24 protein-coding genes and 2 pseudogenes are annotated in these 26,160 nt (G+C 69.8%); 13 read left to right on the forward strand and 13 right to left on the reverse strand.

The annotated features are described in order from the left end of the window. The first annotated feature begins 117 nt into the window (after nucleotides 1-117). The 8 genes from K7472_RS18800 to K7472_RS18835 all read left to right on the forward strand — a co-directional run bounded on the left by K7472_RS18800 (nucleotide 118) and on the right by K7472_RS18835 (nucleotide 8,051). Nucleotides 118-960, forward strand: coding sequence for a glycosyltransferase family 2 protein (locus tag K7472_RS18800; RefSeq protein ID WP_222979546.1), 843 nt, complete (start codon nucleotides 118-120; stop codon nucleotides 958-960). Between the two features lie 146 nt (nucleotides 961-1,106). After that, on the forward strand, nucleotides 1,107-2,162 hold the full coding sequence (locus tag K7472_RS18805) for an SRA domain-containing endonuclease (RefSeq protein ID WP_222979547.1): 1,056 nt from the start codon (nucleotides 1,107-1,109) through the stop codon (nucleotides 2,160-2,162). A 231-nt stretch (nucleotides 2,163-2,393) separates the two neighbouring features. Further along, nucleotides 2,394-3,209, forward strand: coding sequence for a COG4705 family protein (locus K7472_RS18810; RefSeq protein WP_308013978.1), 816 nt, complete (start codon nucleotides 2,394-2,396; stop codon nucleotides 3,207-3,209). Continuing rightward, nucleotides 3,209-4,723, forward strand: coding sequence for a ferredoxin reductase family protein (locus tag K7472_RS18815; protein ID WP_222979549.1), 1,515 nt, complete (start codon nucleotides 3,209-3,211; stop codon nucleotides 4,721-4,723). Before K7472_RS18810 ends, K7472_RS18815 begins: the two co-directional genes overlap by 1 nt. Before the next feature lie 53 nt (nucleotides 4,724-4,776). Beyond that, on the forward strand, nucleotides 4,777-5,280 hold the full coding sequence (locus K7472_RS18820) for an FMN-binding protein (protein ID WP_222979563.1): 504 nt from the start codon (nucleotides 4,777-4,779) through the stop codon (nucleotides 5,278-5,280). After that, nucleotides 5,277-6,161 (forward strand): FAD:protein FMN transferase, encoded by an 885-nt coding sequence (locus tag K7472_RS18825; RefSeq protein ID WP_222979565.1) that lies wholly within the window; start codon nucleotides 5,277-5,279, stop codon nucleotides 6,159-6,161. The genes K7472_RS18820 and K7472_RS18825 overlap by 4 nt, the downstream gene beginning before the upstream one ends. Nucleotides 6,162-6,165: 4 nt before the next feature. After that, complete coding sequence (locus K7472_RS18830; RefSeq protein WP_222979567.1) at nucleotides 6,166-6,834, forward strand: response regulator transcription factor; 669 nt, start codon at nucleotides 6,166-6,168, stop codon at nucleotides 6,832-6,834. Then, nucleotides 6,831-8,051, forward strand: coding sequence for a sensor histidine kinase (locus tag K7472_RS18835; RefSeq protein ID WP_222979569.1), 1,221 nt, complete (start codon nucleotides 6,831-6,833; stop codon nucleotides 8,049-8,051). The genes K7472_RS18830 and K7472_RS18835 overlap by 4 nt, the downstream gene beginning before the upstream one ends. On the opposite strand, the pseudogene K7472_RS18840 reads toward K7472_RS18835, so the two are convergent. Continuing rightward, nucleotides 8,008-8,580, reverse strand: a pseudogene (locus K7472_RS18840) (alpha-hydroxy-acid oxidizing protein); the annotation flags it as partial. The gene K7472_RS18835 and the pseudogene K7472_RS18840 overlap by 44 nt on opposite strands. 30 nt (nucleotides 8,581-8,610) lie before the next feature. Between K7472_RS18840 and K7472_RS18845 the strand changes: the two are divergent. Further along, nucleotides 8,611-10,239 carry a recombinase family protein gene (locus tag K7472_RS18845; protein ID WP_222979571.1) on the forward strand — a complete coding sequence of 543 codons (1,629 nt, stop codon included), beginning with the start codon at nucleotides 8,611-8,613 and terminating at the stop codon, nucleotides 10,237-10,239. Between the two features lie 163 nt (nucleotides 10,240-10,402). Here the strand turns inward: K7472_RS18845 and K7472_RS18850 are convergent, their stop codons facing one another. From K7472_RS18850 to K7472_RS18870, 5 genes are all read right to left on the reverse strand, one after another. After that, the gene (locus tag K7472_RS18850; RefSeq protein WP_222979573.1) at nucleotides 10,403-11,803 is read right to left on the reverse strand and encodes a replication initiator; all 1,401 of its coding nucleotides are present in this window, start codon (nucleotides 11,801-11,803) and stop codon (nucleotides 10,403-10,405) included. Nucleotides 11,804-12,025: 222 nt separating this feature from the next. Next, complete coding sequence (locus tag K7472_RS18855; RefSeq protein WP_222979575.1) at nucleotides 12,026-12,238, reverse strand: hypothetical protein; 213 nt, start codon at nucleotides 12,236-12,238, stop codon at nucleotides 12,026-12,028. Between the two features lie 2 nt (nucleotides 12,239-12,240). Then, entirely contained in the window at nucleotides 12,241-13,587 is a 1,347-nt protein-coding gene (locus K7472_RS18860; protein WP_222979577.1) for an FtsK/SpoIIIE domain-containing protein, read from the reverse strand. Further along, the gene (locus K7472_RS18865) at nucleotides 13,572-13,799 is read right to left on the reverse strand and encodes a hypothetical protein (protein ID WP_222979579.1); all 228 of its coding nucleotides are present in this window, start codon (nucleotides 13,797-13,799) and stop codon (nucleotides 13,572-13,574) included. The genes K7472_RS18860 and K7472_RS18865 overlap by 16 nt, the downstream gene beginning before the upstream one ends. After that, entirely contained in the window at nucleotides 13,796-14,173 is a 378-nt protein-coding gene (locus tag K7472_RS18870) for a hypothetical protein (RefSeq protein ID WP_222979581.1), read from the reverse strand. Before K7472_RS18870 ends, K7472_RS18865 begins: the two co-directional genes overlap by 4 nt. A 165-nt stretch (nucleotides 14,174-14,338) precedes the next feature. Between K7472_RS18870 and K7472_RS18875 the strand changes: the two genes are divergently transcribed. After that, nucleotides 14,339-15,106 (forward strand): GntR family transcriptional regulator, encoded by a 768-nt coding sequence (locus tag K7472_RS18875; protein WP_222979583.1) that lies wholly within the window; start codon nucleotides 14,339-14,341, stop codon nucleotides 15,104-15,106. A 404-nt stretch (nucleotides 15,107-15,510) separates the two neighbouring features. Here the strand turns inward: K7472_RS18875 and K7472_RS18880 are convergent, their stop codons facing one another. The 5 genes from K7472_RS18880 to K7472_RS33835 all read right to left on the reverse strand — a co-directional run bounded on the left by K7472_RS18880 (nucleotide 15,511) and on the right by K7472_RS33835 (nucleotide 19,159). After that, nucleotides 15,511-15,765 (reverse strand): hypothetical protein, encoded by a 255-nt coding sequence (locus K7472_RS18880; protein ID WP_222979585.1) that lies wholly within the window; start codon nucleotides 15,763-15,765, stop codon nucleotides 15,511-15,513. 248 nt (nucleotides 15,766-16,013) lie between these two features. Then, nucleotides 16,014-16,391 (reverse strand): SH3 domain-containing protein, encoded by a 378-nt coding sequence (locus tag K7472_RS18885; RefSeq protein WP_222979587.1) that lies wholly within the window; start codon nucleotides 16,389-16,391, stop codon nucleotides 16,014-16,016. 124 nt (nucleotides 16,392-16,515) lie between these two features. Beyond that, on the reverse strand, nucleotides 16,516-16,956 hold the full coding sequence (locus K7472_RS18890; RefSeq protein WP_222979589.1) for a hypothetical protein: 441 nt from the start codon (nucleotides 16,954-16,956) through the stop codon (nucleotides 16,516-16,518). A 660-nt stretch (nucleotides 16,957-17,616) separates the two neighbouring features. Continuing rightward, a complete protein-coding gene (locus K7472_RS18895) occupies nucleotides 17,617-18,402 on the reverse strand; it encodes a phosphotransferase (protein WP_252395846.1) in 786 nt (261 codons plus the stop codon). A gap of 481 nt (nucleotides 18,403-18,883) precedes the next feature. Beyond that, nucleotides 18,884-19,159, reverse strand: a complete 276-nt coding sequence (locus K7472_RS33835) for a DUF7848 domain-containing protein (RefSeq protein WP_443729198.1) — start codon at nucleotides 19,157-19,159, stop codon at nucleotides 18,884-18,886. Between the two features lie 599 nt (nucleotides 19,160-19,758). Here K7472_RS33835 and K7472_RS18900 point away from each other — a divergent pair. Both K7472_RS18900 and K7472_RS18905 read left to right on the forward strand, forming a co-directional pair. Next, the gene (locus K7472_RS18900; protein WP_222979591.1) at nucleotides 19,759-20,586 is read left to right on the forward strand and encodes a helix-turn-helix domain-containing protein; all 828 of its coding nucleotides are present in this window, start codon (nucleotides 19,759-19,761) and stop codon (nucleotides 20,584-20,586) included. Beyond that, entirely contained in the window at nucleotides 20,583-20,804 is a 222-nt protein-coding gene (locus K7472_RS18905; RefSeq protein WP_222979593.1) for a DUF397 domain-containing protein, read from the forward strand. The genes K7472_RS18900 and K7472_RS18905 overlap by 4 nt, the downstream gene beginning before the upstream one ends. 86 nt (nucleotides 20,805-20,890) lie before the next feature. On the opposite strand, the pseudogene K7472_RS18910 reads toward K7472_RS18905, so the two are convergent. Further along, nucleotides 20,891-21,532: pseudogene (locus tag K7472_RS18910) on the reverse strand (alpha-hydroxy-acid oxidizing protein); the annotation flags it as partial. Nucleotides 21,533-21,751: 219 nt separating this feature from the next. Next, nucleotides 21,752-23,824, reverse strand: coding sequence for a hypothetical protein (locus K7472_RS32745; protein ID WP_308013979.1), 2,073 nt, complete (start codon nucleotides 23,822-23,824; stop codon nucleotides 21,752-21,754). A 465-nt stretch (nucleotides 23,825-24,289) separates the two neighbouring features. On the opposite strand from K7472_RS32745, the gene K7472_RS18920 reads away from it, so the two are divergent. After that, nucleotides 24,290-26,107, forward strand: a complete 1,818-nt coding sequence (locus K7472_RS18920) for a trypsin-like serine peptidase (protein ID WP_308013980.1) — start codon at nucleotides 24,290-24,292, stop codon at nucleotides 26,105-26,107. Nucleotides 26,108-26,160: the final 53 nt, after the last annotated feature.

The following is a 26,160-nucleotide window of genomic DNA, read 5'->3' on the forward strand; positions in this document are numbered from 1 at the left end:
GTGGGCCCCTCGGGCTGGATGATCCAGGTGCCTCGCGTCGTCCGGTCTCTCACGGTTCCCTGAGCCGTGGGGGTTCCCATCGGGGCGGCGCCGCCGTACCAGCCATGAAAGGCCTTCATGAACGTCATATCGGTCGTGACGCCCGTACACGCCGACGCGGTGCGCTTCCTTCCCGAGGCCTACGCCTCCCTGCTCGCCCAGGAGTTGCCCGAGGGGTGGTCGTGGGAATGGTGTGTTCAGGAGGACGGGACGGGCGTCGGCGCGGCGGCCCAACTCCCCACCGGCGACGGGCGCGTACGGATGTCGGCCTCGCGGGCCGGTGGGCCGCACGTGGCGCGCACGATGGCGTTCGCCCGCTCGACCGGTGTGTACGTGAAGACCCTGGACGCGGACGACCGCCTGACCGCGGGAGTGCTGGCCCGTGACATCGCGGTGCTCCAGGAGCACCCGTCAGTGGGCTGGACCACGAGCCGCGTGGTCGACCTCCTGGAGGACGGCAGCACGGTCTCGTTCGAGGGGAGCGACCCGCATCCGGGGCGGCTGCGTCGTGGGAACGCGTTCCGCTTCTGGAAGGAGCACCAGCGCCCCCAGGTGCACCCGGCGACGCTGTGCGCCCGGCGCTCGCTGATGGCTTTGCTGGGAGGGTGGTTGGCCCTCCCGGCTTCCGGCGACACGGGCCTGCTGATGGGCCTGGACGCGCTGGCGGACGGGTGGTTCACCGGAGAGACGGGCCTGCTGTACCGCAAGCACGACGGCCAGATCACCGCGCACCCCGCTCACACGTCCGGGACGGAGTGGGAAGCGCGGATGTCGTTGATCAGGGAACGCGCGGAGGCCCTGCGGATGTGGACGAGCACGGACACCTTCGCACGATCCGGCACCACGGCCCTCAGACACCACGACCGCGTCCCCGCCCAGGATTCCCACCCCACGAGGCGGACGGCCTTGCGGGAGCGGTGAGGCAACGGCACCAACCGGCCGTTGGGTGCGCGCCTGTACGGCGGGTTGCTGGTGACAACAGGGCACCGGCGCTACTCAGGTTGCGCATATCCGACCGAATCGGTCCGTCCGGCCGCGTTGTCAGACCCGCAGGTTACATTTGGCAGATGCCGTCTCTTGACCTCACCCCCGGACTGATTACGACGCGCGAGAAGGTCGCGGAGGTCTATGGGGGTTCCGTGTTTAGCGGAGGAATCGTTCCCGCCAAGGCATCCAAGAAGGTGTTCGTTTACTCCGACCCGGCGGTCGGAGAGAAGCACGGATACACCTTCGACGGATGGGCGGAAAGCGATGAATTCGGCCTCCTCTACCTCTATACCGGTGCCGGCGGCACGGGAGATCAGCAGCTGAAGCGCGGCAACAAGGTGCTGCTCGATACGTTGGATGAGGCATGGCAGGCGGACGGTGGCCAGGTCCACCTCTTCGTCGCCAACGGCAAGGTGCCGGGCAAGGCTGAAGTGTCCCAGCGTTACGTCGGACAGGTGGTGCTCGACGCCGCCCAGCCGTATGAGGAACGGAAGGCGCCGGGCAGCGATGACGTGATGCGCTGGGTCTTCGTCTTCCGGCTACGTCCCGCCGAGGGCGCGACGCTGGCCCTGACCGAGGCCGACGAGGTGCCGCCTGCCACGCAGACCACGGTCTTGGACCTGCCCAAGGCGACGGGAGCACCGAAGCTTCCCAAGGCGCCCGCCGCCCCGAAGACGCCCAAGGTCGCGATCTCGACCGGTGCCAAGGACAAGCCCACAGAACAGCACGTGACGGCCCAGACGGTTTCCCACCACGCTGGCGGTCAGCGGGCAGTCATGCGCCGGGAAGGCCAGCTCGTCGCGGAGTTTGAGAAATGTCTGGAAGCAGCCGGCCACGAGTTCAAGAGCTTCCAGATCACCGTCAAGGGTGAGTCGGGGGCACTCGTACCCGACCTTTATGACGCCACCGAGAACGTACTCTACGAGGCGAAGGGTGCGGCCACGCGTTCCAACGTGCGCATGGCCATAGGGCAGTTGCTGGACTACCGGCGTCATATCAAGGTACCGCCCGGCTTGCGGCTGGCCGTGCTCCTGCCTACGCCGCCCACCGCGGATGTACGTGACTTGCTTGCGGCGCAGAACATCGCGATGGTGACGCAGACGGAGAGCGGCTTCGCCGGTTTCCCGGTCTCTTGATCACGGGCTGCGAACGCGTTTCGTCGATGGTGCACCCGCAACGCCTGTAGACCATCCCTGCGCCGGCCCCGCCCGCTCCCCCTGTGGCGTGCTCCTGTCGCGTTACGTCCGTGTTAGGCCTCCGGCGACAGACTTGCCGATCGTCGGGTGGTGCGGGCGTCGTGCTGCTCGGTGGCCGGGTCGAGTGGTGGGCGTTGTGGGAAAGGGCGGTGCGGGGCGGTGGGTGTTCGGGTGGTGGAGAAGGAGGCCCTGCGGGGCGTGGTGGCTTCCGGGGCGCTCAGCAAGGTGCCCGAGGTGACCGTCGCCTTCTGGGTGACCAAGGTGCTGACCACCGGCATGGGGGAGGCCACCTCCGACTTCCTCGCCCAGCACATGGACCCCGTGCTCGCGGTCGGCATCGGGGGCGTGGCGTTCGCCGTCGCGCTCGCCGTGCAGTTCCGCGTGCGGCGCTACATCGCGGCGGTGTACTGGACGGCCGTCGTCACGGTCAGCGTCTTCGGCACCATGGCCGCCGACACCCTGCACGTCGCCCTCGGCGTCCCGTACGCCGCCTCCACCTGCGGCTTCGCCCTCGTGCTCGCCGGTGTCCTGGCCCTGTGGCACACATGCGAACGCACGCTGTCCATCCACAGCGTGCGCACCCCGCGCCGGGAGGCGTTCTACTGGGCCACCGTCGTCACCACCTTCGCGCTCGGCACCGCCACCGGTGACCTGACCGCCACCACCCTGCACCTGGGCTACCTGCCCTCCGGCCTGCTGTTCGCCGTCGTCATCGCGGTGCCCGCGCTCGCGCACCGGCGGCTCGGGCTCAACCCGGTCGTCGCCTTCTGGTCCGCCTACGTCGTCACCCGTCCGCTGGGCGCCTCGTTCGCCGACTGGATGGCGGTCTCCCCCTCCCGCGGCGGGCTGGGCTGGGGCACCGGGCCGGTCAGCCTCACCTGGGCCGTGGCGATCGCCGCGTCCGTCGCCTACCTCGGCGTCTCCCGCGCCGACGTGGCGCAGCCCGACGTGGCGCAGCCCGAGGTGGCGCAGCCCGAGGTGGCGTGATGAGCGACAACCCGCTGGTCCTGTCCGCTCGCCCCGACTCCCGGTCCGCCCGGCACCGGGCCGGGCCGCCGCGCCCCGCCCGGCAGCGCCGCGAGCCGATGCCGCTCGTGCTGACGGCCCTGATCGTCGCGGGGGCGCTTCCGGTGGCGTTCGTGTGGTGGCAGAACACCATCCCCGGCTCGCTGGACTCCCCGGCGGCCGACCTGACCGCCGCCGGGCGGATCGCGGGGCTGCTCGCCGCCTACCTCCTGCTGGTCCTCGTCGCCCTGATGGCCCGTGTGCCGTTGCTGGAGAACCGGATCGGCTCGGACACCGTGGCCCGGCTGCACCGCGCGCTCGGCGAGTACACCGTCGCCCTGGCCTTCGCGCACGCCGCGCTGATCGTCTGCGGCTACGCCTGGCAGGGCCGCACCGACCCGCTGACCGAGACCTGGGCGGTCGTGACCGGGTACACCGACGTGTGGCTCGCCGCGGTCGCGCTCGGGCTGCTGGGCCTGATCGGGGTGGTCTCCGCCCGCGCGGTGCGGCGCCGCGTCGCCTACGAGTCCTGGTACCACGTCCACCTGCTCGCGTACGCGGCGACAGCGCTGGCGTTCTCGCACGAGTTCGCGGTCGGCACGGAGTTCTCCGCCTCCCCGCGCAACCGCCTGCTGTGGTCGGCCGCGCACGTCGTGGTGGGCGCCGCCGTCGTGGTCTTCCGCCTCGCGCTGCCGCTGTACCGCTCGCTGCGGCACGGCGTGCGGGTGGCCGCGGTGGTCGCCGAGGGGCCGGGCGTGGTCTCCGTCCACCTCACCGGGCGCGACCTGGACCGGCTGGGGGCGCGCGCCGGGCAGTTCCTGCGCTGGCGCTTCCTCGCCCGCGGCCAGTGGTGGCAGTCGCACCCCTACTCGCTGTCGGCCGCGCCCACCCCGGACGCCCTGCGGATCACCGTGAAGGCGCTGGGCGACGCGAGCGGGGCGCTGGCGCGGCTGCGGCCGGGCACGCGCGTGTGGTTCGAGGGGCCGTACGGGGCCTTCACCGCCCGGCGGGCGACCTTCACCGCGCGGGGGACCTTCACCGCCCGGCAGACCTTCACCGCGCGGTGGCGGCGCGGGACGGCCAGGCCGGTGCTGCTGCTGGCGGCCGGTGCGGGCGTCACACCGCTGCGCGCGCTGTACGAGACGCTGCCCGCGCGGGCGAGGGGCGGCCCCGGTCACCATGACGGCGGCGCCCACCACGACGGCGGCGTGCTGCTGGTCCAGCGTGCCTCCCGGGACGAGGACCTCGTGCTCCACGCCGAACTGCGCCGGATCGCGCAGGCCCGCGGGTTCGGCCTGCTCGCCGTCGTCGGCCCGCGCGGCGGTCCGTCCGGCGACCCGCTGCGTGCCGACCGCCTGCGCGCGATGGTCCCCGGGCTGGCCGAGCACGACGTCTACCTGTGCGGTCCGGCCGGCTGGACCGCGTTCGTACGAGCCGAACTGCGCCGGGCCGGCGTGCCCGCGCGCCGCATCCGCACCGAGGCGTTCGCGTTCTGACGCGCGACGACATCCGACGCCGACACCCGACGACCCCGAGGAGGGACGACACCATGCGTGCGACCACCGCCGCCCTCGCGCTGACCGGCTGCTCGGTCGCGCTGCTGATCGGGGTCAGGGCCGGGACGGGCGGCCTGCCCCGCTCCGCACTGACCGGCGCCGACCGCGCCGCCGGGACGCATCCGGGCGTCGCGAAGGGGACCGAGAAGGGCACCCCTGACGGCACCACGCCCGCCCCCGCCCCCGCGACCTCGACCAGGACCACGACGACCCCGGCCGCCGCCACCGGCACCTTCACCGGTGCCGCGGAAGACACCCCCTACGGCACCGTCCAGGTCGAGGCCGTCGTGCGCGGCGGCAAGCTCACCGACGTGACCGTGCTCCAGCAGACGCACGGCGGCCGCAGCGACCAGATCGACGCCTACGCGCTGCCGGTGCTCAGGTCGGAGGCGCTGGCCGCCGGGAGCGCCGACATCGACGTGGTCTCCGGCGCGACCTACACCTCCGGCGGATACGCCCGCTCCCTCCAGGCCGCCCTGGACGCGGCCCGCCGATGAGCCCCGCGGGCCGCCCCTCACCGGGCCCGCCGCGCAGCGCCGTCACCCACGTCATGGGCACCGTCGTCTCGCTCGCGGCGCCCGCCGCGGTCGGCGCGGAGGCGTTCCGGGCCGCCGCGCGCGAGGCGTTCGGCGAACTGCGGCGGATGGACGAGGTCTTCTCCCCGTACCGGCCGGACAGCCCGGTCAGCCGGATCAGGGACGGCCGCCTGCGCACCGCCGACCTGCCCGGACACCCGGAAGGGCCGCTGCTGACCGAGGTCCTGCGGCTGTGCGAGCGGCTGCACGCGGACAGCGGCGGCGCGTTCGACGCCTGGGCGGTCGGGGATCCGCCGGGCTTCGACCCGTGCGGCGCGGTCAAGGGCTGGGCCGCCGAACGCGCCGCCGACCTGCTCGCGCGACGCCTGCCCGCGTTCGCGCTCAACGCGGGCGGCGACGTGCGGGTGCGCGGCGGCTGGGGCGGCGGGCCGTGGCGGGTGGGCGTGACCGATCCGCACCGGCCCGGCGGCGTGCTGGCGGTGCTGCCGCTGAGCGACGCCGCGGTGGCCACCTCGGGCACGGCGGAACGCGGCCGCCACGTGTGGCACCCCGGCACCGGGCGCCCGGCCGCCGGGCTCGCGCAGGTCACCGTCGTCGGTCCCGACCTCGCGCTGGCCGACGGCTACGCCACCGCGGCCATGGCGAGGGCGGCCACCGCCGCCGACGTGGACGACGCGCACGCCTGGCTGGAGGCGCTGGCCCGGCGGGACGGCTACTGGTCGCTCACCGTGGACCCGGCCGGGCGGGTGCGCCGCCTCGACGGCCTCGACGGTCGTGACAGCCCCGGTACGTCTCGCGCCGCCGCCCCGGCTGCCGCCTCGTCCGGTCCTGACGGAGGATGACAGCATGCGCATTCTGGTCGTGGAGGACGAGGAACGCCTGGCCGCCCGGATCGCCGAGGGGCTGCGCGACCGGGGCATGGCCGTCGACGTCAGTCACGACGGCGCCGACGCCCTGCACAAGCTCGACGTCAGCGAGGGCTACCAGGTCCTCGTCCTCGACCGCGACCTGCCCGGGCTGTCCGGCGACGACGTGTGCCGGGCGCTGTCCGGGCGGGCCGACGCGCCGATGATCCTCATGCTGACCGCCCTGTCCGGCACCGACGACCGGGTCGACGGGCTGACGCTGGGCGCCGACGACTACCTGGGCAAGCCGTTCTCGTTCGCCGAGCTGGTGCTGCGCGTGCAGGCGCTCGGCCGCCGCGGCCGTTCCCACAGCGCGGTGCTGACCTGGGGGGACGGCGACATCACCATGGACACCCTGCGCCGCGTCGTGCTGCGCGCCGGCCGGCCGGTGGCGCTCACCGCGAAGGAGTTCACCGTGCTGCGGCTGCTGCTGGCGGCGGACGGCGCCGTGCTCAGCCAGGAACAACTGCTGGAGCGGGCGTGGGACGAGCACGCCGACCCGTTCACCAACACCGTCCGGGTCACCGTCAACCGGCTGCGCCGCAAGCTGGGCGCCCCCGATCCCATCGAGACGGTGGTCGGCGCCGGATACCGGATCGCGCGGCCATGACGTCCCCGCGGAGAGCCCGACCGCAATCCCCGCCGCCCGCGGGCCCGTCGGCGTATCTGCGCCGTCTCGCGGGCCGCGTCCGCAAGCCCGCGCTGACCATCAGGACCCGGCTCACCCTGATCTACGCGGGCCTGTTCACCCTCGGCGGCGGCGTGCTGGTGCTGGCGATGACGACCGCGTTCTACCACCTGCTGTTCAAGCCGCTGCCCGACAGCGAGATCCCCAGCCGCCTCGACCCGGACCACGACCACTTCGTGGGCCTCAGCGACCAGATCCGAGACGCCGCCGCCTCCCATCTGCTGCGGATCGCGCTGGTGTTGCTGCTGGTGGTGGTCGCGGTGTCGGCGCTGCTGGGCTGGTGGATCGCGGGAAGGATGCTGCGGCCGATCGCCGCGATCACCGCCGCCGCCCGCCGCGCCACCGGCACCACGCTGCACGAACGCCTCAACCTGCCCGGTCCGCCCGACGAGTTGAAGGAGCTGGGCGACACCTTCGACCGGATGCTGGAGCGGCTGGACGCCGCGTTCGCCGCGCAGCGCCGCTTCGTCGCCAACGCCAGCCACGAGCTGCGCACCCCGCTCGCGCTGACCCGGGCCGCCGTCGAGGTCACCCTCGCCAAGCCCGCCGTCACCGAGGAGCAGTGGCGCACGATGGCGCAGGACGTCAGCCAGTCCACCCACCACGCCCAGCGGCTCACCGACGCGCTGCTGGTCCTGGCCCGCTCCGAGCAGCGGATGACGGAGTACGAGGTGGACGACCTCGCCGACCTCGCCGCCGAGGCGCTGGACCAGGTCGCGGCCCGGCGGGCGGAACGCGGCCTGCGCCTGACCGCCGACCTGCCTCCGGCGCCGGTGCGCGGCAACGTGGCGCTGCTGGGCATCGCGGTCGGCAACATCGTGGAGAACGCGGTCAAGTACAACCGCGACGGCGGCCTGCTGAGCGTCACCACCCGCCGCACGGAGTCCGGTCAGGCGCAGCTGGTCGTGCGCAACGACGGCCCGGTGCTGGACGAGGGCACGGCCGACGAGTTGTTCGAGCCGTTCCACCGCGGCCGCCACACCCGTTCCGGCCGCGCGGACGGCACGGGCCTGGGCCTGTCCATCGTGCGGGCGGTCACCGAGGCGCACGGCGGCCGGGTCGCACTGCGGGCGCCGTCCACCGGCGGCCTCGTGGTCACCCTGTGCCTCCCGGCACCGGACGCAGCGCGTCCCTCCTGAGCGCGTCCGGCGTGGGATAGCCGTCGACCGCCATCAGCAGGTCGGCCTCGGCCAGGAACGAGCGCAGCACGTGCACCACCCCGTCGGTCCCGCCCAGCGCCAGCCCGTACGCGTAGGGCCTGCCGATGCCGACCGCGGTCGCGCCGAGGGCGAGCGCCTTGACGACGTCCGTGCCGGAACGCACCCCGGAGTCGAAGAGCACGGGCAGTCCGTCCGCCGCCTCGACCACGCCGGGCAGCGCGTCCAGCGCCGCGAGGCCGCCGTTGGCCTGACGGCCACCGTGGTTGGAGCAGTAGACGCCGTCCACGCCGAGGTCCTTCGCCCGCCGCACGTCCTCCGGATGGCACAACCCCTTGACGATCAGCGGCAGTCGGGTGAGCGAACGCAGCCAGGGCAGGTCGTCCCAGGTGAGCGGGTTGCCGAAGACCTGCGTCCAGCGCAGCACCGCCCCTTGCGGGTCCTCCTCCGGCGGCCGGGGCAGGCTCGCGCGGAAGACCGGGTCGGTGGTGTAGTTGACGAGACAATTCCCACAGTGCTTCAACGGAGTACGTTTCTATGTATGACCTACATCGAGGGCAAGAACCTGGTAGAGCGAGCGCGTTGGGGCCGACTGGAAGGAATGAGGATTGCCGCCCTCGTTCGGCTATCAACCGAAGAGGCGGATGGGCAACTTGATGACTCCCCAGAGGCCAAGCGTTTTTTAACTGGGCGAGACATCAAGAGCACCGCAGAGCAAACCATTGACGCTAAAACCTTTGTGGAAGAGCGCGGCGGGCGCCTTATCCACGTCTACGTTGAGCCCGATACGTCAGCATGGAAGCGTCGCAGGGTTCAGCTTCCGGATGGCAACTGGGGTTACCGGGTCGTGCGCCCAGTTTACAAGGGTGCACTAGATGACTTGAGGAAGGGGGTAATTGAAGAGATAGGAGAAGAGGTTGATGGGCTAGTTGTGTACGACATCGACAGGCTCACTCGGGATAACCGTGACCTAGAAGACGCCATTGATGTCGTGGTTCACTCCTTCCGGCCGATACTCGACATTACTGGCACGCTCGATCTCCTGACGGATAATGGTCGGGTTGTGGCGCGGATTGCCGTGGCGATTGCCAACAAGCAATCGGCGGATACTTCTCGTCGGGTGGCGCGAAAGCACCAGGCATTGCAGAGAAATGGAATTCCGGGTGGGGGTCCGAGGCCGTACGGATGGCAGGAAGATCGACGGACCAAGGACCCCGAAGAGTCTGCCCGAATGCGAGAAACGGCGCTAGATCTGATAGGGCGCCGTATCGGTAAGTACGGGGCAATAGCCCGATGGAATCAGGCCGGATATTTATCTGCCAACGGCAAGAAGTGGACCGAGAACTCATTCGTTCACGTAATGACAAGTCCTCGAATCGCAGGTCTGCGTGCCCGCGCCGTATACCGAACCAATCCGGTGACAGGAAAACAGAAGCGCGTCACTGAACCCGTATACGACGAGGATGGCAACTATGTTAAGGGTCAGCAGGAGGCCATTCTTACGGTTGCGGAGTGGAAGGAGCTATGTCCGATATTGATGTCAGCGCCCACAGAGATAGACCTTGACTACAACACGCGAAGGTACCTGGGCACGGGAACTCTGCGGTGCGGAAAGTGCAATGCCAAATTGCGGACGACTAAGGCGCCGAAGTCGAGGAATAAGTCGCCCGATTATTTCATATACCAGTGTGCCGCGAGCACTACAGGGCGCGGATGTGGTGGAGTAGCAATACCGGGGCCGGAGACGGACGAGCTGGTACGGAAGCTTGTCATTGCGAAGCACCTCCAAGAAAAGGCGGCACGCGCGGCTGAGCCGCTTCCGGAAAAGTGGCCTAAAGAGCAGGAGCTTAAGCGAGTCGAGGAAGACATGCAGGAGGCAGAAGCAGCGCGTTCCAGAGGAAAAATCAGCGCCAGCCTCTTTTATCGTATGCTGGCCAAATGTGAAGCGCGACAGTCACAGCTTATGCGCGAGCGCAACGCGTGGGAGCGCAAGAACCGGCCAATCCGCCCAGGGTTTGACATGGAAAAGGAATGGGACCGGCCGGATATCACTATGGAGGAGCGTCGGGCCTACCTTGGCCGTGCCTTTGCGGCCATCATCGTGCTTCCGGTAGGAAAGGGGGCGAGAGTTCCTGTGAGGAACCGGCTTGTTCCTGTATTCGCTGATTGACATGATGGTCACCCTTCATTCGGAAGGGTGACCATTTTCCTTCTGTGTCACGAAATTTAGCCTTAGAAGTGAATTCATGGTCTTCCATTTCGCGTCAGACCATGGGGGAGACTTGCGGACCATCTTCCTGGCCCACTCCCAATCTTGCCCTTCTCTCTCTTCGTCAGGGATCATAGGAATTCTCCGATAAATTCCTAGCCGCAGTAGCACTCTCGCGATTGTTTTGGCGTGACTCTCGTATCGATCTCGCGAACCATTGCTCTCCGAGGGTCAGCCCGGAACCGACGAAACGCCATTCCGCTGCGGTCACCTGGGCCTTGTCGCCTGCCAACGACCCCTTTCGGTGTTCCGCGCGTTCGGCGCGTAATGCACCGTAGGTGGTGGAGTAGGCGCGGCTTTTAGTGAGGATGTGGCCCCGGTAGCCGAGAGTGTGTATCCAGGCGCGAAGGCGAAGCCCGGCGAATTCGGGGAGGCCGCCGAGTCGCCAGCAAGCGCGCATGAGGGCGCGTACGTGGGGGGTGACGGCGGCGGCCGCTATCTGCCCGGGGGTGGTGATGCGGTGGTCCGCGCCGCCGCTCGCCCCGGCGCTCTTGCTGGTGTACTTGGCGATGTACGCGGCGACCGCATCGTCGGTGACTGCCCCGTCCTCGATGCCGGTCCGGATGGGGTGGGCGTCCATCTGCGGGCCGAAGCGGACGGTCCGGTCCCCCACGGCGGGCGAGTAGGGCAGGGGGACGCTGGCGGCCCGTGTGGCGTCTTCCACGGCCTGCGTGAGCACGTCGGTCGTGGCCCAGGCGGGCGGAGTGTCAGCGGGCCCCTGGGGGCCGTCGAGGCGCACCACCACGTGGTGGTGCACGGCGGCGCGGCGTTGGTACTCGGCGACCTTGGCGAACGACAGCCGGGCCGCCTCGGGGAAGCGGGAGACGGGGACGCCTGCGGCGCGGGCGAGGCCGCGTCGTACCCGGTCGCACCACCGGTTCCACAGGCGTCCGGCTGCGGCGTGCCAGAGGGCGTGTCCGGCGTAGTCGTAGCAGTCGGGGCACACGGGCTGGCCGCACGCGGGGTCGGTGGGTTCGTGCTCCAGGCCGCAGCCGAGGGGCCGCCCGTGGTCGCAGGTGCCGGAGCGGTAGGGGTGGCAGCCTCCGGCACGGTGGACCCGGCCGAAGGACGGGGCGGTCAGGGTGACGAACAGTCGGGGGTGCGTGGCGACCGCCGACGTGATGCCTTTGCCTCCGGCGAGTCCGGCCCGCACCAGGTGGTAGGTGTCCCCGGAGTGGAGGCGGGCGCAGGTCGGGCACACGGCCGTCCGCCGGTTGCCGCAGCGCACGGCCAGCCGTTCGCCGGGTTCGTCGCGGGTGCTGTACGCGTGGAGCACGGCGCCGGTCGCGCGGTCGAAGGTGACGCTTCGGCCCGCGAGGTAGATGGGGTGTGTGCAGCCGCCGACCGCTTCCATCTGCGTCAGCCAGCGCCGGAAGTCGGGGCGTTCGGCGACGCGCACCATGTCGGCGATCGTGAGGGGGGAGGGCAGCCCGGAGCGCCGCGCGGGGGCGGGCGTGCCGGGCATTGCGAACCTCCGAGGGTGGCGTGCTGGTGGGGGTGGGCTGGCGAAGGGGCCAAGTGCGGGGCGTTGTGCAGGCCGCTGCGCGGCCGGCACGGTGGCCGGGCTTCGAGCCGGGGCCGGGGTGTCGGCGAGGGGACGCTTGAGCCGCGGTGCCCCACGGTCGGCGCCCAGGTGCGGGCGGGATGGCCGAGGGGCACAGCGGCTCAAGCTCACGCCGTCAGGCGGTTACGGCAGGAACGCCTTCAAGATGCTGTTGGCGAGCCAGCCGACGCCCCAGCCAGCGGGGGTGAAGGCGATCTCGTAGAAGAACAACCCCACCACGGTGACGTGCCATGCGCGGAGTTCCTTGGAGCGCACGAGCATCCAGACGACGACGCCCAGGACGAGCTCCAGGACGTACAGGTTCCCCTGAGAGATCGTGGGGAAGTTCGGATGCATCCTTACGCACCTCCTTCCTTGTCCAGGTCGAGGGCGGGCGCCAGTACTGCCGTGACGCGCGGGAGTTCCTGCCGGAGCCCGGCGGTGTCGGTGGCGGTCTGCCGGGCCGCCTCGGTGGTGACGAGGGTGGAGCGGGCGCGCATCCACACGCCCCCGTCCGTGGTGATCGCCACCCCTTGTTCCTCGGTGGTGATGGACTGCGCGGCGTCGATCGCGTCGGGCGCCAGGTCGCCGAGGGCCATTTCCGCCGTCTGGGAATCGGCCGTGCGGTGGGCGACCCGTCCAGCGAGCTGGGCCCGCAGGGCGGTTGCGCCGGGGCCGAGTTCGGCACCGAAGCGCTGGCCGGACACGACGAGGTGCACGCCGAGGGCCGCACCGAGTTGGGCGATCCGCAGTAGGGCGGTTGCGCAGGCCGTCGCCTCTTCCTTGGACGCGCGGGACCCGTCCGTCAGGAACAGTTCTGCGATCTCGTCCACCAGGACCACGATGGGCACCGGCCGGTCGGCATCAGGTAGCTCCCACACGTCCCGCACGGCCGCCGCCCGGCAGACCGCCATCCGGTCGGCCAGCTCATCCACCAGGGCGCCGAGCACCGAGCGGGTCTCGGCCCGGGTGACCGCCAGCGCCGACAGCCGGGCCGCCCACGGGGCGAGTTCGAGACCGCCCTTGAGGTCCACGCCGACCAGGGCGACCGGCTGAGGCGCCAGCGCCAGCGCCAGGGCGTTGATCCAGTTGCTTTTGCCGGACCGGGTAGTGCCGACCACCAGCCAGTGAGGCACCATCAGAAGACTGACGATCCAGGGCCTTCCCTGCTCCAGGCGACCGACCGGCGCCGTCAGCACCGGGACCTCACGCCGCTTACCTGACGGGTCGTCACCGGCCAGGGGGTCCTGTGCGGTGACCGTCATCACCACCTCTCCCCGGGCAGGGGAGGTGACGCGCACGGAGTAGACCCGCCAGGCGTGCGCGAGCGCTTCCGCCGCTTGCAGGAAGGGCCGGGGTGTCTGGCCGGGGTGGAGGGCGACGCGCACCACCAGGCCGTCACGGGTGGGCCGGGGGACACCAAGTCGAGGTGGGGACTGCCGCAGGGCCGTCCCCGAGACCGCGACCCCGCCCAACACGCGCTGGTTCCCGCGACGGGAGATCGACAGCTGAGCGATCAGCGCCGTCTGACGCCACGTCACCCTCATGCGTACGGCAGTGACCGGGTAGCCGACCAGCAGCCACCGCCACGGCACCGTGCGCACGTCCAGGCCGCGCCGGGCGAGGCGGGGCGCCCACCGCTTGCGGGTGAGATAGGCAAGCCCCGCCAGGACCAGCAGCGCGACGGGTATCAGGTGCGCCACCATTCCTCACCTCCCCGGCCCGCCTGCATCCGGGCCAGCAGAAGCCGCGCGGTCGCCGACGCGTCCTCGGCGTGCCTGCCGACCAGGGCGAGCAGGTATTCCTGCTCACGGGTGTCCTCCATGACGGACAGCAGCGCTTCCGTCCCCCGCAGTACGGCGAGGGTCGAGAGCAGGTGGCCTATCAGCCCGTCGAACTCGTCCCGGTCCCTCCTCACGCGTCACCGCCCCCGCTCTTGCTGCGAGCCGCAGGCGAGGAGGAGCCTGCCGCCGTCCCGGCCGGGGTGATGGCCGCCGCCGACCACGACTCGCCCGACCGCCCGTCAATGGCCCAGTCGTTGTGCCACAGGTCCACCAGAGCCACCGGCATACCGGCGGTGATCCCCTGTGGCTCACCGGGCACCACCACATCGATCACGTCGGAGTCAGCCCTACGACCGTTGTTGACCGTCACCGCGACCGACGTCACCCACTGCGTCACGCCGTCTCGATCCTTGCGCGGCTGGCCCGCCTGATCAGTCCGCATACGCGGCGCGACCAGGCACAACGCCACTTCGAGCCGGGATGTGTCCACTGGCTTGAGCATGTTCACCGTCCTTGAGTCGGCAACTTGTAGTGTTAACGCGTTGTCATTACAAGTTAGTTCCCCGGTGAAGTTGTCCAGTTCCCCGGTGAAGTCGCCCTCTGGGGGTTGTAGTAACAACCGGTTAGTGTGTTCACCGCTGAAGTCGATACCAGTGATAGGGGACTCGCCTTGATGCTCGAACAGCCGTCAGACGCCCGGTATATGCAGCTAGCAAGGCTGCTGTCCGACCGCATCATGTCCGGAGAGTGGCCGCCCGGCACGCGCATCCCGACTGAGGCGGAGATGCTCAAGGAGTACGGGATCAGCAAGACCACGATCCGCGCCGCGTTGAACGAGCTGAGCCACCAGGGTCTTGTGCAGGGCGTCCAGGGGAGGGGGACCTTCGTTCGGGACTGGGCGGGCGCCCGCGAAGCCGCCACCGTGAGCCGTGCCGTCCACCGCAGGGGCAAGCACCTGGTTCTGACGGACGACCTGAGGCAGGTCGGTGAACCGGTCGTGAGCCGCGTCGGCATCAGCGGTGATGCTGCCGCCTACTTGGGCCGGGACCCAGAGCGAGGCGAGGGCGGCATGGCGGTAGACCGGACCCTGACAGATCCGGCCGGTGGGGTGCTGCTGCACCGGCTGACTCTGCCCGGCGATCTCGTCGAGACCGCACCGGCCGTTCTCGATTCCCCGGCCGCGCCAGTCGAGCAGATTTACGACATGCTTTCTGCCGCAGGGCTCTCCCTGGGCTGGACCGAGTACGTCACCGCTCGTCCGAGCCTGCCGTCCGAACTGTCGGCCCTGAGCATGCCCGAGCACGGCCCGATTCTGATCACGCACCGCGTCACCCACGCCGATGACCAGCCGCTCATCCATGAGCAGTTGTCCGCTTCGGCCGCCCGCACGCACCTCGCCTTCCCGATCACCGCCACCCGCGCCCCGGCCCGGCCGAAGTGACCGCTGCGTAGATTTTCTTCACTGGCTCAAGGGCGCGCGCCTGTCGGCGCGCGCCGTCGTGCGGACGCCCGCCCGGCTGCGGCGTTCCGTCGGTCCGGGCGGGCGTCCGCACGACGGCGCGCACACCAGGAGCCGACCCCGAGCACGACGAAGCCCCCGCCGCGCAGCGGGGGCTTCTGCGTTGATCAGGTCGAGGGCCGAGGCGATCTCACCGGCCCTTAGTGCACTCCCGGGCGTGAGCCCGAGCCGTGAAGGCACTCGGGCTGACACCCGTGATCAGCCGCCGGGCCCCGCACCCGTCGCAGCGCAGGAAGTCACCGCGCGCCGTCTGCTCCACCCAGACCCGGTGTCCCTTGCGAGTCTTCCAGTCGTCCATGTCATCCCCTCTCGGTTCGTGCACGTGGTCATGCAGCGTGGTCGGAGAGCCAGCCGGCCAGCGCATCGGCATCCGAGGCAGAGAGCTGCACGGCGCCGCAGCCGTCGTGGGAAACCCAGGCGACAGCTCGCACCCGGCCACGTAACGGTGCGGGCAGCGCGCGGTTCAGCGCCCGTGCACCAGCCACCGCTTCCGCCCACCCCGTCGCGTAACCGTGCTCCGCCGCCTTCTGGTCATCCACGATCAGCTCAGGCTCAGTACCGCACTCGTCCGGTCCACCCACGTCCGTCACGCTCCCGCGCCCCCTCTTGCCTGTCCTTCCTGACACGCCATCAGGCTCGCGGTCCGGATTGGTTCGGCCACGTTCTGGAATGGCGTCATAGCACTCTCTGTAACCGGCCAATGCGCTCCGGGTCCAGGGAGGCCATGAATCGTACGCTCATTCGCCCCGGCGCGCGCGGCCCCTCCCCCCGTGTCGAGATGGGGGAAGGGGCCGTCAAATCGCCGTCTGAGCAGCCGGTTAGCCCAGTTCTACATGCCGCACACGCCCCCAGTTGGCGTGCTGGGCTTGCAGTAGAGGTAGGCGTTCGACACCCACCCAGCCGAGCCCTCGTGCAGGCCGCCCCGACTCCGTACTGTCAGGTAAACACGACTCCAAGTTCCGGACGTGACCAGCACTTCCACCGGGTCGCCCCGGTACAGCAGCCCTTCCACCGGACCACTCGGCGAGCCGTAGTGGAGCCGCACCCCGTTGCCGCTGATCTCCGTGTCGTACACGTCGGACGCATGGGCACCTGGCCGAATTCCGACACCGGTTGAGGCGTCCGCAGTTCCCGTTCCGGCCGTGACGATCGCCGCCATGGCGAATATGCCAGTGGCCAAAGCCGTTACACGCTTGTGACCGATCATGACTTTCCTCCCGCGTGGCGGCACGGCGCCGGGGACTGTCCCAGCGCCGCGCCGCCCGCTTGTGGTGTCGTCATGTCCACCGGTTACCCGGTTAACATGACAAGTTGGCCGATCTGAAAGAGCGTCACTGCGACAGCGTGTGACCGGTCACCGGCCACTGCGAGTTGGCGGACAGGTAGTCCGAGTCCACCCACCCCTCAGCCCCTGCCGCCAGGCCGCCCGCGCTGGCGCCGGGAAGGGTGACCTCCTGCCACGTCACCCCGTCCTGAGTGATCAGCGAGCCGGGAACCGCCTGCACCGTGTCACCGGTCCACAGCAGCCCCTGTATGACGCCGTTCAGGTTCGGGCCGCCACGCAGCCGCAGGCCGTCCACCTCCACGGTCGAGAGCGAACCGACGTCCCCGTATGAGGCCGCATCCGCCAGCGGCCCGGCGACCGCCGCCGACCCCAGCCCGGGGGACTCGGAGTCCGCCGACGCGACCGAGACCCCCAGGACCGACGCCGCGACCGCAGCCGCCGTCACGAGCGCCACCCGCACCGGGTGACGAGCCGTCAGATTGCACATGGGCATACCTCTCCCCTTGGCCGACCAGCCCCCTTGCGGAACCGGTCCGGATGGCCAGCATGCAACTTCCCCGGTGAAGCGGTCAACACGTTGTTATGACAAGCAGGGAAGTTGCGGGGAAGTTGAAGGCCGGTCTCCCGACGCTGGCCCCGCGGCGCCCCCGCGCTCCCCCACAGCGCGGCAGGATGCCCCGAGGGCGCAGCGGCCCCAGCTCCCGCAGTCGGCGACCGCGCGTCGGCCGAGGCGGATCAGTACAGGTCAAGCGGCTTTCTGCACCTGTCGGCAGGCCGCTGGCGCGGCCGGCCTACGGACCCAGCGGGGACCGGTCACGGCACCGTGGCTGAGGGGGCGGCCCGTGCCCCACCTGGAAACGCGGGCGTACTCGCAGCCGCCCAAGCACCGCCACAGGCCGAGCCCGGAGCGCACCAACGGCCGTACGAGCACCCGTCAGAGACCGGCACAGTGGTTACTGCCGGTGGGGGTACGCCGCGCACACGCGCGCCAGCCCGATCGCCGCACCCGCCGCCGTGGCTGACTGTCCGTGGCTGAGGCCCGTTCGGTTCAGGGAGTGCTTTCTGCGGGAGACCCGGGGAATAGCAAAGCGCCCCGCTCGTGGCCGGTTGAAGCGGTCACGGACGGGGCGCGATTGAGCCGAAGATGTCAGGCGCGGCGGGGCGGATGACGAGGGGCCGGGAACGGCACCTGATGTGGGAAGCCGAGCAATGCGCGGAACCGCTTGTTACTCGACTCCGCGCCGCGTTCGCCCAAGGCTGCCGAGGTTTGGCGACAGACCGCATCCACGAAAGCCGCTACCGCCCTCGGGTTAGCCTGCTTCCAATGCTCCAGTGGAGCCAACCATTCAACAGCGCTTTGCGGCTCGTGGCCGCACTCCATGAGTCGTACCGCTGTATAGGCCGCGTCCACCCAGGCCGGGCCGCGCGCGGGCATTGCCCAGTCGACCACGTACGTCTTTCCGTCTCGCGAGGAGACCATGATGTTGTGCGGGTTGGTGTCGGTGTGCAGGAGAGATTCCCCATCCAGCAGCGCGGCGCCATCCGCCGACAGGTGTTCCCACATCCTTTCCGACAGCCGAGGAATGCGGATATCTGAGTCGGTCAGCCAAAAACTGTTACCGCTCAGATACCTCATTCTGTTCAGCGCCGAACGCACAGAATCCAGATCCCCAGAACCGGGGCTCAGGTCCGCGTGACTCCCCTCGATGAAGTCGAAGGCCAGGCAGTACCAGTCTTCCACGTCGAACCTGTAGAGGACCACCGGCCCAATACCGGCGACGACCTGATTGACGGCCTCTTCGTTCCGCAGGCCGTCAAGACCCACTCCATCAGACTTGCGGACCCCCTTCAGGAAAAGCGTTCCATTCTTTTCGGTGGTCACCTTAAAGGCTGCCGAACAATTGAGCCCGGTAGAAATCACCTCAGCGTGCATCACCTTCCCCGTGTGCCTCTCGACGGAATCACGCAGACACGCGGGCAGCTCACCCCAGGTAACTCGCGTGATCAACACATCCTCCCCTCCAGCGGTGGGAGGGGCCTGACCACTCAAGCCCCTCCCACCAGCAGCTAGCCGCTATCCTTGCAGCGTTGCCCCGCATTTCCGGCAACGCCACTTACCACTCCACCCCACCCAGTCGTGGTCACACCCTCTCAGAACCCACGGCTCCATGGCTATCCTTCCTGGAGATTCATCCTTCGAGTGATCCGCCCGACCGCCGTAGCGGCTCAATTCCTGAGGCAGATTTTGGCACCCCTCCCTGTATCGGGATCAATTCACGGCAGCACCGGAAAGGCCATCCGATACAGGGTGGGAGTCATCTAGAGTCGGTGAAGAAACCAGCCGATCAGCACCCCGGAAAATCCGAAAGTGGCAGCCAGAAAAGTAGTTCCTGCTAATCGCTCAACCCAGGCGATCATGCGCCGCTCTCCTCTCCGTCAACGTGGCGCACCGGCCGCACGATGGGGGCGAGTTTCCGCGACGTGACATTCACGTAATCCGCCTGCGACCGAGCGAACTCTGAATGTCCTGTCTCCCGCGAGTGGCCGAAGATCCACATGGCGAGATCTTCTTCACTGAAGCAAGCGTCAGACTCTTCATGACAGGCCGTGCAAGCAGCCTCCCAGGTTCGCGGCTTTGCCGAGTCCCGGCAAACTGCCCAGAATAGATCTCGGATTACTGCGCGGGTCACTCGGTGATTCCCTTCCGGCTACGCCCATTCGCCACAGCTACGCGGGCGCTCAAGACTTCCGATTGACTTATCTGCTCCACGTTCTCAAGGTCCGTCTTCCATTCGCGCCCACCGCCAAGAGGGCGCAGGAAGACCCACCCGCGATCGAGGGCCCGAAACTCCCCCACGCGGCCCGTTGCCACGTCTCGCACGGGCTCACCGACCGCAGGCGTCCAGCCGGTCACCGCTCCGCCTCCTCCACAAGTCGCCGCGCCTGAAGCGGGTCCAGACGGACCGTCACAACCGGGCGACCGTCCTTCGCTACCTCCGGCTCCACCGACACGTTGTTGTGTCCCCGCCGCGCGAGAGCGATCTTGAGCCGCGCCGCCTCCCGAGCAGCGACGAGACGACCGTCTATGCGCGGCCGACGGGGGGACGGCACGATGGGGGCGGGGGGCGTGCTCACGGGTGCACCTCGGTTCGAGAGGGGGTTACTGACTGTGCTTCAACCGTGACGGCAAGCGCGTACGATGAACAGGGGTAGGACCATTCCAAGGCCATGCGCCACATTCCAACGCCCCTGGAATATAGGGGCGTTGCCATGAATGGAGGAGGAACCGATGAACGAGGAGCCGGTAGAGCCGTCAGCCGCCCCGCCAAGCCCCGCTGCATACTTCGGCAGGGAGGCGCGCGCCCTCCGGACTGCTCTGGGCATGTCTCAAGGCGAGTTCGCCAGCGCGCTGCACTATCAACAGTCTGCGATCAGCAAGGTGGAGAGCGGTAGTCTCTTTGCCTCTTTGAAGTTCGCAGAAGCGTTAGACCGTGTAGCCGGGACACCGGGCGTGTATGTGCGCCTTCGCGAGAGGCTAGCCACCGAGGGACATCCCGACTGGTTCGTGCCGTACCTGGAGTTGGAGCGGCACGCAACGAGCATCCTGGACTTCTCAACAACCGTGATCATGGGGATACTTCAGACCCCGGAATACGCAACGGCGGTTTTCCAGGCCGGACACCCACGAGAGGGCACAGACCTCATCAAGGGGCGGGTGGAGCTACGACTAGCACGCCGCGAGGTCATGGATCGAGAAAATCCACCACTGTTGTGGGTGATTCTCGGTGAAGCGGTACTCAGAACGAAAGTGGGCGGGCCGGGTGTCATGGAGGACCAGCTAGACCACCTGCTAATGATGGCTGAATCGCCGAACGTCACCCTTCAGGTCTTGCCGTTCAAGGACGGTGCTCCAGCGGCGGCCGAGAGCTTCACCGTTCTGACCTTTGGGAAGCGAGCCCCGATCGGGTACGCCGATACTCCGATCGCTGGCCAGACCGTAGACGCTCCGGACACAGTGGCTAGCCTGATGGCTACGTACGATCAACTGCGCGCGACGGCCGCAAGTCCAGCCAAGTCGCTGGACATGATCAGAACCGCTAAGGAGTTCAAGCCATGAGTGTCCCGTTCGACCGCTCTGCCGCGCGCTGGGAGAGGTCCAGTTACAGCAACGCCAACGGCGGTCAGTGCGTCGAGTTCGCCCGAACCTTTGCAAGCGATGGCGTGATCCCTGTCCGGGACAGCAAGGACCCGCACGGGCCTGCCTTGACCTTCTCCCCGGCCGCGTGGAGCGCGTTCACGGACGCGGTGAAGCGTGGGGAGCTTCCCGCCGTATAGCCTCTCAGCCACACTACGGCCCCGGCTTGCGACCTTCCCTGCCGGGGCCGCAGCACGTCTCTGGTGACTTGTGAGGCCCCTGACCAGGCAAGACAGTACTTGCTTCTGTTGAAGCGTTGCCCGCGTAGCTGCGGGAAGTTGGCGGTCGCCAGGTCGCGCGGACGCCAGCCGGTGATCCAGGTGTCGAGGGTGACCACGATGCCGCGGAACCCGGCGCGTTCCGCCCGGTGCACCAGGCTCTCGGCCAGCGCCCGGTCGGTGGGCGTGTAGAGCTGGAAGAAGCCGGGGGTGTCCCCGAAGCGCGCCGCCACGTCCTCCAGCGGATCGGCGGACAGCGTCGAGGCGACCATCGGCACGCCGGTGCGGGCGGCGGCGTCGGCGGTCGCCAGGTCGCCGTGCCCGTCCTGCGCGCACAGCCCGATCACACCGATCGGCGCCATGAACACCGGCGACGGCAACCGCATGCCGAACAGCTCGACGGACAGGTCGCGTTGGGCCGCCCCGACGAACATCCGCGGCATCAGGCCCCAGCGGGTGAAGGCCGCCGCGTTGGCGCGCTGGGTGTGCTCGTCGCCCGCGCCGCCCGCCACGTACGACCACACCGAGGGCGGCAACGCGGCCCGCGCCCCGGCCTCCAGGCCCTCGAAGGTGAGCGGGTGGCGCGGCACGATCCCGGCCAGCCCGTTGAGGTAGATCTCGTCCTGGTAGCCGCCGTAGGGCTGGCCCATCTCCGGCCTCCGCTCGTCCGCCAACGATCTGGTGGCCGCCATGATGACGCACGGCCGCGCCGCCGGGCTCCCGGCCCTTCCGTGTCACGGCGTCACGGCGTGAAAACGCCCGCCCCGCCCGGCGGTTGAGGCCGGGCGGGGCGGGCTGGGGTGCTTCAGGGGCCTTCGGTCAGCCCCGGTCGGCCGGACCTTCAGTCCTTCGGACCTTCGGACCTTCGGTCAGACCTTGCCGGAGGTGCCGGTGGTCCACAGCTGGCCGCCCGCGGTGGCGCTGCCGCCCTTCTTGTAGACGACGAGGTTGCCGTCGTTCTGGGCGACCGCGTACGCACCGGAGTTGCCGTAGGTGCCGCTGGACCACAGCGCGCCGCCCTTGCCGGGGGCACCGGTGGACTTGTAGACGACGAAGTTGCCGTCGCTCTGCATGTACGCGTACGCGCCCGCGTTGCCGTTGGACTTGGCCGACCACAGCGCCACGCCGTCACTGTCGCGGTACAGCACCAGGTTGCCGTCCGCCTGCATGACCAGGCGGGTGGTGGTGCTCTGCGTCCACCAGCCGGCGGTCATCTTGGTGTTGGAGGCGATGGTCTGCGAGCGGCGCCAGGTGCCGCTCGACCACAGGGCGCTGCTGCCCTTGTAGACGACGAGGTTGCCGTCCGACTGGAGCGAGGCGTACGCGCCGCCGTGGCCGTAGGTGCCGCTGGACCACAGGGCGCCGCCGGTGGCCGGGCCGCCGCCCTTCTTGTAGACGACGAAGTTGCCGTCCATCTGCATGATCGCGTACGCGCCCGCGTTGCCGTTGGTGTGGCTGGACCACACCGCCGGGCCGTTGCCGCTGGCGCCGGTCTTCAGGTACGCGACGAGGTTGCCGTCGGTCTGCATGGTCAGCGTCATCGCGGCGTTGCTCAGGCTCTGGCCCGCCAGCAGCTCCTGGCCGGACGCCAGGGTGGTGCCGTTGCCCGCCGGGGCGGTGAAGGCGGCGGTGCCGTTCGGCGTGCCGAGGCCGGTCGGGCCGTCGTAGCCGGTGCCCGCGGTGCACAGGTAGCCGGGCGAGCAGGAGCCGTTGGAGCCGGTGGTGACGTCGTTGAGGGCCGCGGTGTCCGCGTACGGGTACGACGCCGGGACGGTGCCGGCCGCGGGGGCGCCCGCCAGCGCGTAGACCGAGGCGATGATCGGCGACGAGGCGCTGGTGCCGCCGTAGACGTCCCAGCCGGAGGCCTGGTAGCTGTCGTAGACGGCGACGCCGGTGGCCGGGTCGGCGACGGCGGAGACGTCCGAGATGGTGCGGTGCGAGCAGCCGGTGTCCTTCTGCCAGGACGGCTTGGCCTCGTCGGCCGAGCAGCCGGAGCCGGTGCCCTCGGCGGCGCTGGTCGACCACACCGACTCGCTCCAGCCCCGGGAGTTGGTGGCGTGGCTGAGCGCCGTGCCGCCCACGGAGGTGACGAACGGGGAGGCGGCCGGGTACTGCGCGCCGTACGCGTCGTCACCCGCGCTGGCGGTGATGGCCACGCCCGGGTGGTCGAAGTACGCCAGGTCGGACTTGACCTCGCTGGGGTCCTCGTAGCCGCCGTAGGAGTTGGAGACGTACTTGGCGCCCATGGTCACGGCGCGGTCGACCGCGGTGCCCAGGTCGTCCATCGACGGGGAGTTCGCCTCGACCAGCAGGATGCTGCACTGCGGGCAGGTGGCGCTGACCATGTCGAGGTCGAGGGAGATCTCACCGGCCCAGCCGGCGTCCGCGACCGGGTAGTCGGTGCCGCCGTTCTGGTCGACCTTGTGGAAGCAGCCGTTGGCGGTGGTGCACGCGGGCAGACCGTACTGCGCGCGGTACGCGGCGAGGTCGGCCTCGGCGTTGGGGTCGTCCTGGGCGTCCACGATCGCCACGGTCTGCCCCGCGCCGGCGCTGCCGGACGGCAGGTTGTAGGCGCTGCGCAGATCGGCGGGGCCGTAGCCGGACGGCGTGGCGTTGGGCGCGACGCTCATCCGCTGGACGACGTCGGTGCGCGCTTCGGCGAGGCAGGCCATCTCGCCCGGCTTCGTCGGCTGCGCGCACAGGTGCTTGACGGCCACGGCGGAGTGCGTGACCGGGGTGGAGTGCGTCGCGGCCGGGGCCGAGGCGCGGGTGGCCGCGGTGTGCGCGGTCGAGGCCGCCTTGTGCGCGGCGGGGGCCGTGGTGTGCGCGGCGGTGGCCGGGTTGTGCGCGGCCGGGGCGGCGGCGAGCGACGGGGTCGCTGCGAGCAGGCCGCCGGAGACGAGCGCGGCGGTGGACAGCGCGGCGGTCGCGACCGAGGCCACCCGCCGTCCGCGTCTGCCGCCGGGTCCCCCCGTGGGACTTTCGGTCGAGCGCAAGTAAGTGCCCTTCTGTTCTGAAAAGGACGGTTCTGAAAAGGACGGTGCGACTGTCTTCGACGAGGACGGCGCGGCGTGAGGCACCCCACCCGTGCGCGCGTGGTGCTCCACGACTACGCGGAGAACGTGTCCGGCGTGTGAAGAGAGTGTTCGAGCCTGGGCACTCTACTTCCTTGTGCGACAATCCGGCGATCACATTTGCCTGTTCCGTGGCTGTGCGATGTCGGTGTGATGCCGTTGTGCCGCTGATGTCCCGCCGGTCTCCGGCGGAGGGACCGCCTCCGCTGGTTGAACACCACGAGCGAGACAGGCGTATGTGACGGCGCGGGGCTGCCCGCGCGGATCGTTTCATCGCTTGGGGGGAACACTCTTTTGTCTTCGCGGTACTCGCGACGTTCGTCGCGTCCGGCGGTGCTGGCCGCCGTCTGTGCGGCGGTACTCGGGCTCACCGGGGCGCAGGCGTCCGCCGCGCCTGCGGCCCACCACACCTCCGGAGCCTCCGCTTCCGTCCACCACGCCCCCGCCGCCGACCCCGGGGCCAAGGCGCGCGCCGCCGCCTCGTACTGGACGGCGCAGCGGATGGCGAACGCCCGCCCGCTGGACGCGCGGACCGGCGGCATGCGGCCGATGACGCCGAAGGGCGCGGGCGTCCCGCAGGGGACGTTCTTCAAGGGCACGCCCCTGGTCGGCACGTTCTTCGGCTCCGACGGCCCCACCGGCACCGACTGGACCTGCACCGGCAGCGTCATCGACACCCCGGTGCGCGACGTCATCCTCACCGCCGCCCACTGCGGCCTGGGCATCCACGCCAACTACGTCTTCGTGCCGGACTTCGTGATGGGCGCGGCGCCCGACAAGCAGCCGTACGGCATCTTCCCCGTGCAGCAGGTCTACATCGACCCGCGCTACACCCCCGACCCGGGCTCGCACACCACCAAGGGCCCCACCTCCGACCTGGACACGGCGTTCGCGACGCTGGCGCCCAACCAGAACGGGCAGCAGGTTCAGGACGCGGTCGGCGGCGGGCTGACGTTCACCGAGCCCACCACGTACGACAACCCGCAGGTGACCGTCGTCGGCTACCCCGGCTACGGGCACAACCCGAACGGGTCGGCCATCAAGTGCACGGTGCCGACGACCCAGTTGCCCGGCTTCCGGCAGATGTCGATGACCTGCGGCGGCTACTACGGCGGTGTCTCCGGCAGCCCGTGGATCACCGACTACGCGGACGGCGCGACCTCCGGCCACGTCATCGGCGACCTCGGCGGCTACAACGGTGGCGGTAACGACAGCGACGTCGACTACATCAGCTACGGCACGTACTTCGGTTCCGACGCCGCCGCGCTGCTGGCCCGCGCGGTCGCGGGAACGCAGCAGCCGCCCACGCCGCTGCCCCCGTACACCGGTCTCCCGCCGAAGCTGCCCGGCGGCGCGGCGCTGTGGAAGCACGCCAAGCTGCTGGCGTCCGGCGACTTCACCGGCGACCACCACGGCGACCTGGTCGTGGTGTGGGACGACGGCGAGGTCACCCTCTACCCCGGCGACGGCAACGGCGGCTTCCTGCCGGAGAAGCAGCTCATGGCGCCCAACGCCACGTGGAAGCAGGCGGTCACCATCACGTCCGGCGACTTCGCGGGCAACGACCAGTACGACCTGATGGTGCGCTGGGCCGACGGTCACCTCGGCCTCTTCCCCGACGTCGGCTCGTCGGGCCTCGGCCACGAGACCGTGCTGGCGAAGCCGGGGCCGGTGTGGAAGAACGCCGCGCAGATCGCCGGTGGCCGGTTCCACGCGGGCAGTTACGTCACCGACCTGCTGGTGCGCTGGGCCAGCGGCGAGGTCGACGTCTACACCGGTGTCGGCGCCAACACCCTCGGAACCAGGCACCAGTTGCTCGCCGCCAACGCCACGTGGAGGTCCGCGACGTCGGTGACGGCCGGCCGCTTCGGCGCCGCGAACGCGGACTGGGACGTGACCGTGCGCTGGGTGGACGGCGAGGTCGACGTCTACCCGGCCACCTCGCAGTCCGGCCTGGGACCCCAACACCGCCTGCTCAACCCCAACGCCCGCTGGAAGTCCGCCGCGGCGACGACGGTCGGCGCGTACACGGCCGACACCTCCGCCGACGACATCCTCACCCGCTGGCCGGACGGCTCGGCCAGCCTCTTCCAGGACACCACTCCGGCCACCTTGGGCAGCGAGCAGTCACTGGTCCTGCCGGGAACGTGAACCCGCCCCCGGCGACCTCTCGTTTCAGGCAATGAATCGGGAAAGACCCGCGT

The sequence above is a fragment of the Streptantibioticus parmotrematis genome (assembly GCF_019890615.1).
Taxonomy (GTDB): domain Bacteria; phylum Actinomycetota; class Actinomycetes; order Streptomycetales; family Streptomycetaceae; genus Streptantibioticus_D; species Streptantibioticus_D parmotrematis.

Bases quoted from the DNA above. Each gene is read 5' to 3' on its own strand.
- K7472_RS18800 (WP_222979546.1), top strand. From the start codon at position 118: ATGAACGTCATATCGGTCGTGACGCCCGTACACGCCGACGCGGTGCGC.
- K7472_RS18805 (WP_222979547.1), top strand. From the start codon at position 1,107: ATGCCGTCTCTTGACCTCACCCCCGGACTGATTACGACGCGCGAGAAG.
- K7472_RS18815 (WP_222979549.1), top strand. From the start codon at position 3,209: ATGAGCGACAACCCGCTGGTCCTGTCCGCTCGCCCCGACTCCCGGTCC.
- K7472_RS18820 (WP_222979563.1), top strand. From the start codon at position 4,777: ATGCGTGCGACCACCGCCGCCCTCGCGCTGACCGGCTGCTCGGTCGCG.
- K7472_RS18825 (WP_222979565.1), top strand. From the start codon at position 5,277: ATGAGCCCCGCGGGCCGCCCCTCACCGGGCCCGCCGCGCAGCGCCGTC.
- K7472_RS18830 (WP_222979567.1), top strand. From the start codon at position 6,166: ATGCGCATTCTGGTCGTGGAGGACGAGGAACGCCTGGCCGCCCGGATC.
- K7472_RS18835 (WP_222979569.1), top strand. From the start codon at position 6,831: ATGACGTCCCCGCGGAGAGCCCGACCGCAATCCCCGCCGCCCGCGGGC.
- K7472_RS18845 (WP_222979571.1), top strand. From the start codon at position 8,611: ATGACCTACATCGAGGGCAAGAACCTGGTAGAGCGAGCGCGTTGGGGC.
- K7472_RS18850 (WP_222979573.1), bottom strand. From the start codon at position 11,803: ATGCCCGGCACGCCCGCCCCCGCGCGGCGCTCCGGGCTGCCCTCCCCC.
- K7472_RS18855 (WP_222979575.1), bottom strand. From the start codon at position 12,238: ATGCATCCGAACTTCCCCACGATCTCTCAGGGGAACCTGTACGTCCTG.
- K7472_RS18860 (WP_222979577.1), bottom strand. From the start codon at position 13,587: ATGGTGGCGCACCTGATACCCGTCGCGCTGCTGGTCCTGGCGGGGCTT.
- K7472_RS18875 (WP_222979583.1), top strand. From the start codon at position 14,339: ATGCTCGAACAGCCGTCAGACGCCCGGTATATGCAGCTAGCAAGGCTG.
- K7472_RS18885 (WP_222979587.1), bottom strand. From the start codon at position 16,391: ATGATCGGTCACAAGCGTGTAACGGCTTTGGCCACTGGCATATTCGCC.
- K7472_RS18890 (WP_222979589.1), bottom strand. From the start codon at position 16,956: ATGTGCAATCTGACGGCTCGTCACCCGGTGCGGGTGGCGCTCGTGACG.
- K7472_RS18895 (WP_252395846.1), bottom strand. From the start codon at position 18,402: ATGCACGCTGAGGTGATTTCTACCGGGCTCAATTGTTCGGCAGCCTTT.
- K7472_RS18900 (WP_222979591.1), top strand. From the start codon at position 19,759: ATGAACGAGGAGCCGGTAGAGCCGTCAGCCGCCCCGCCAAGCCCCGCT.
- K7472_RS18905 (WP_222979593.1), top strand. From the start codon at position 20,583: ATGAGTGTCCCGTTCGACCGCTCTGCCGCGCGCTGGGAGAGGTCCAGT.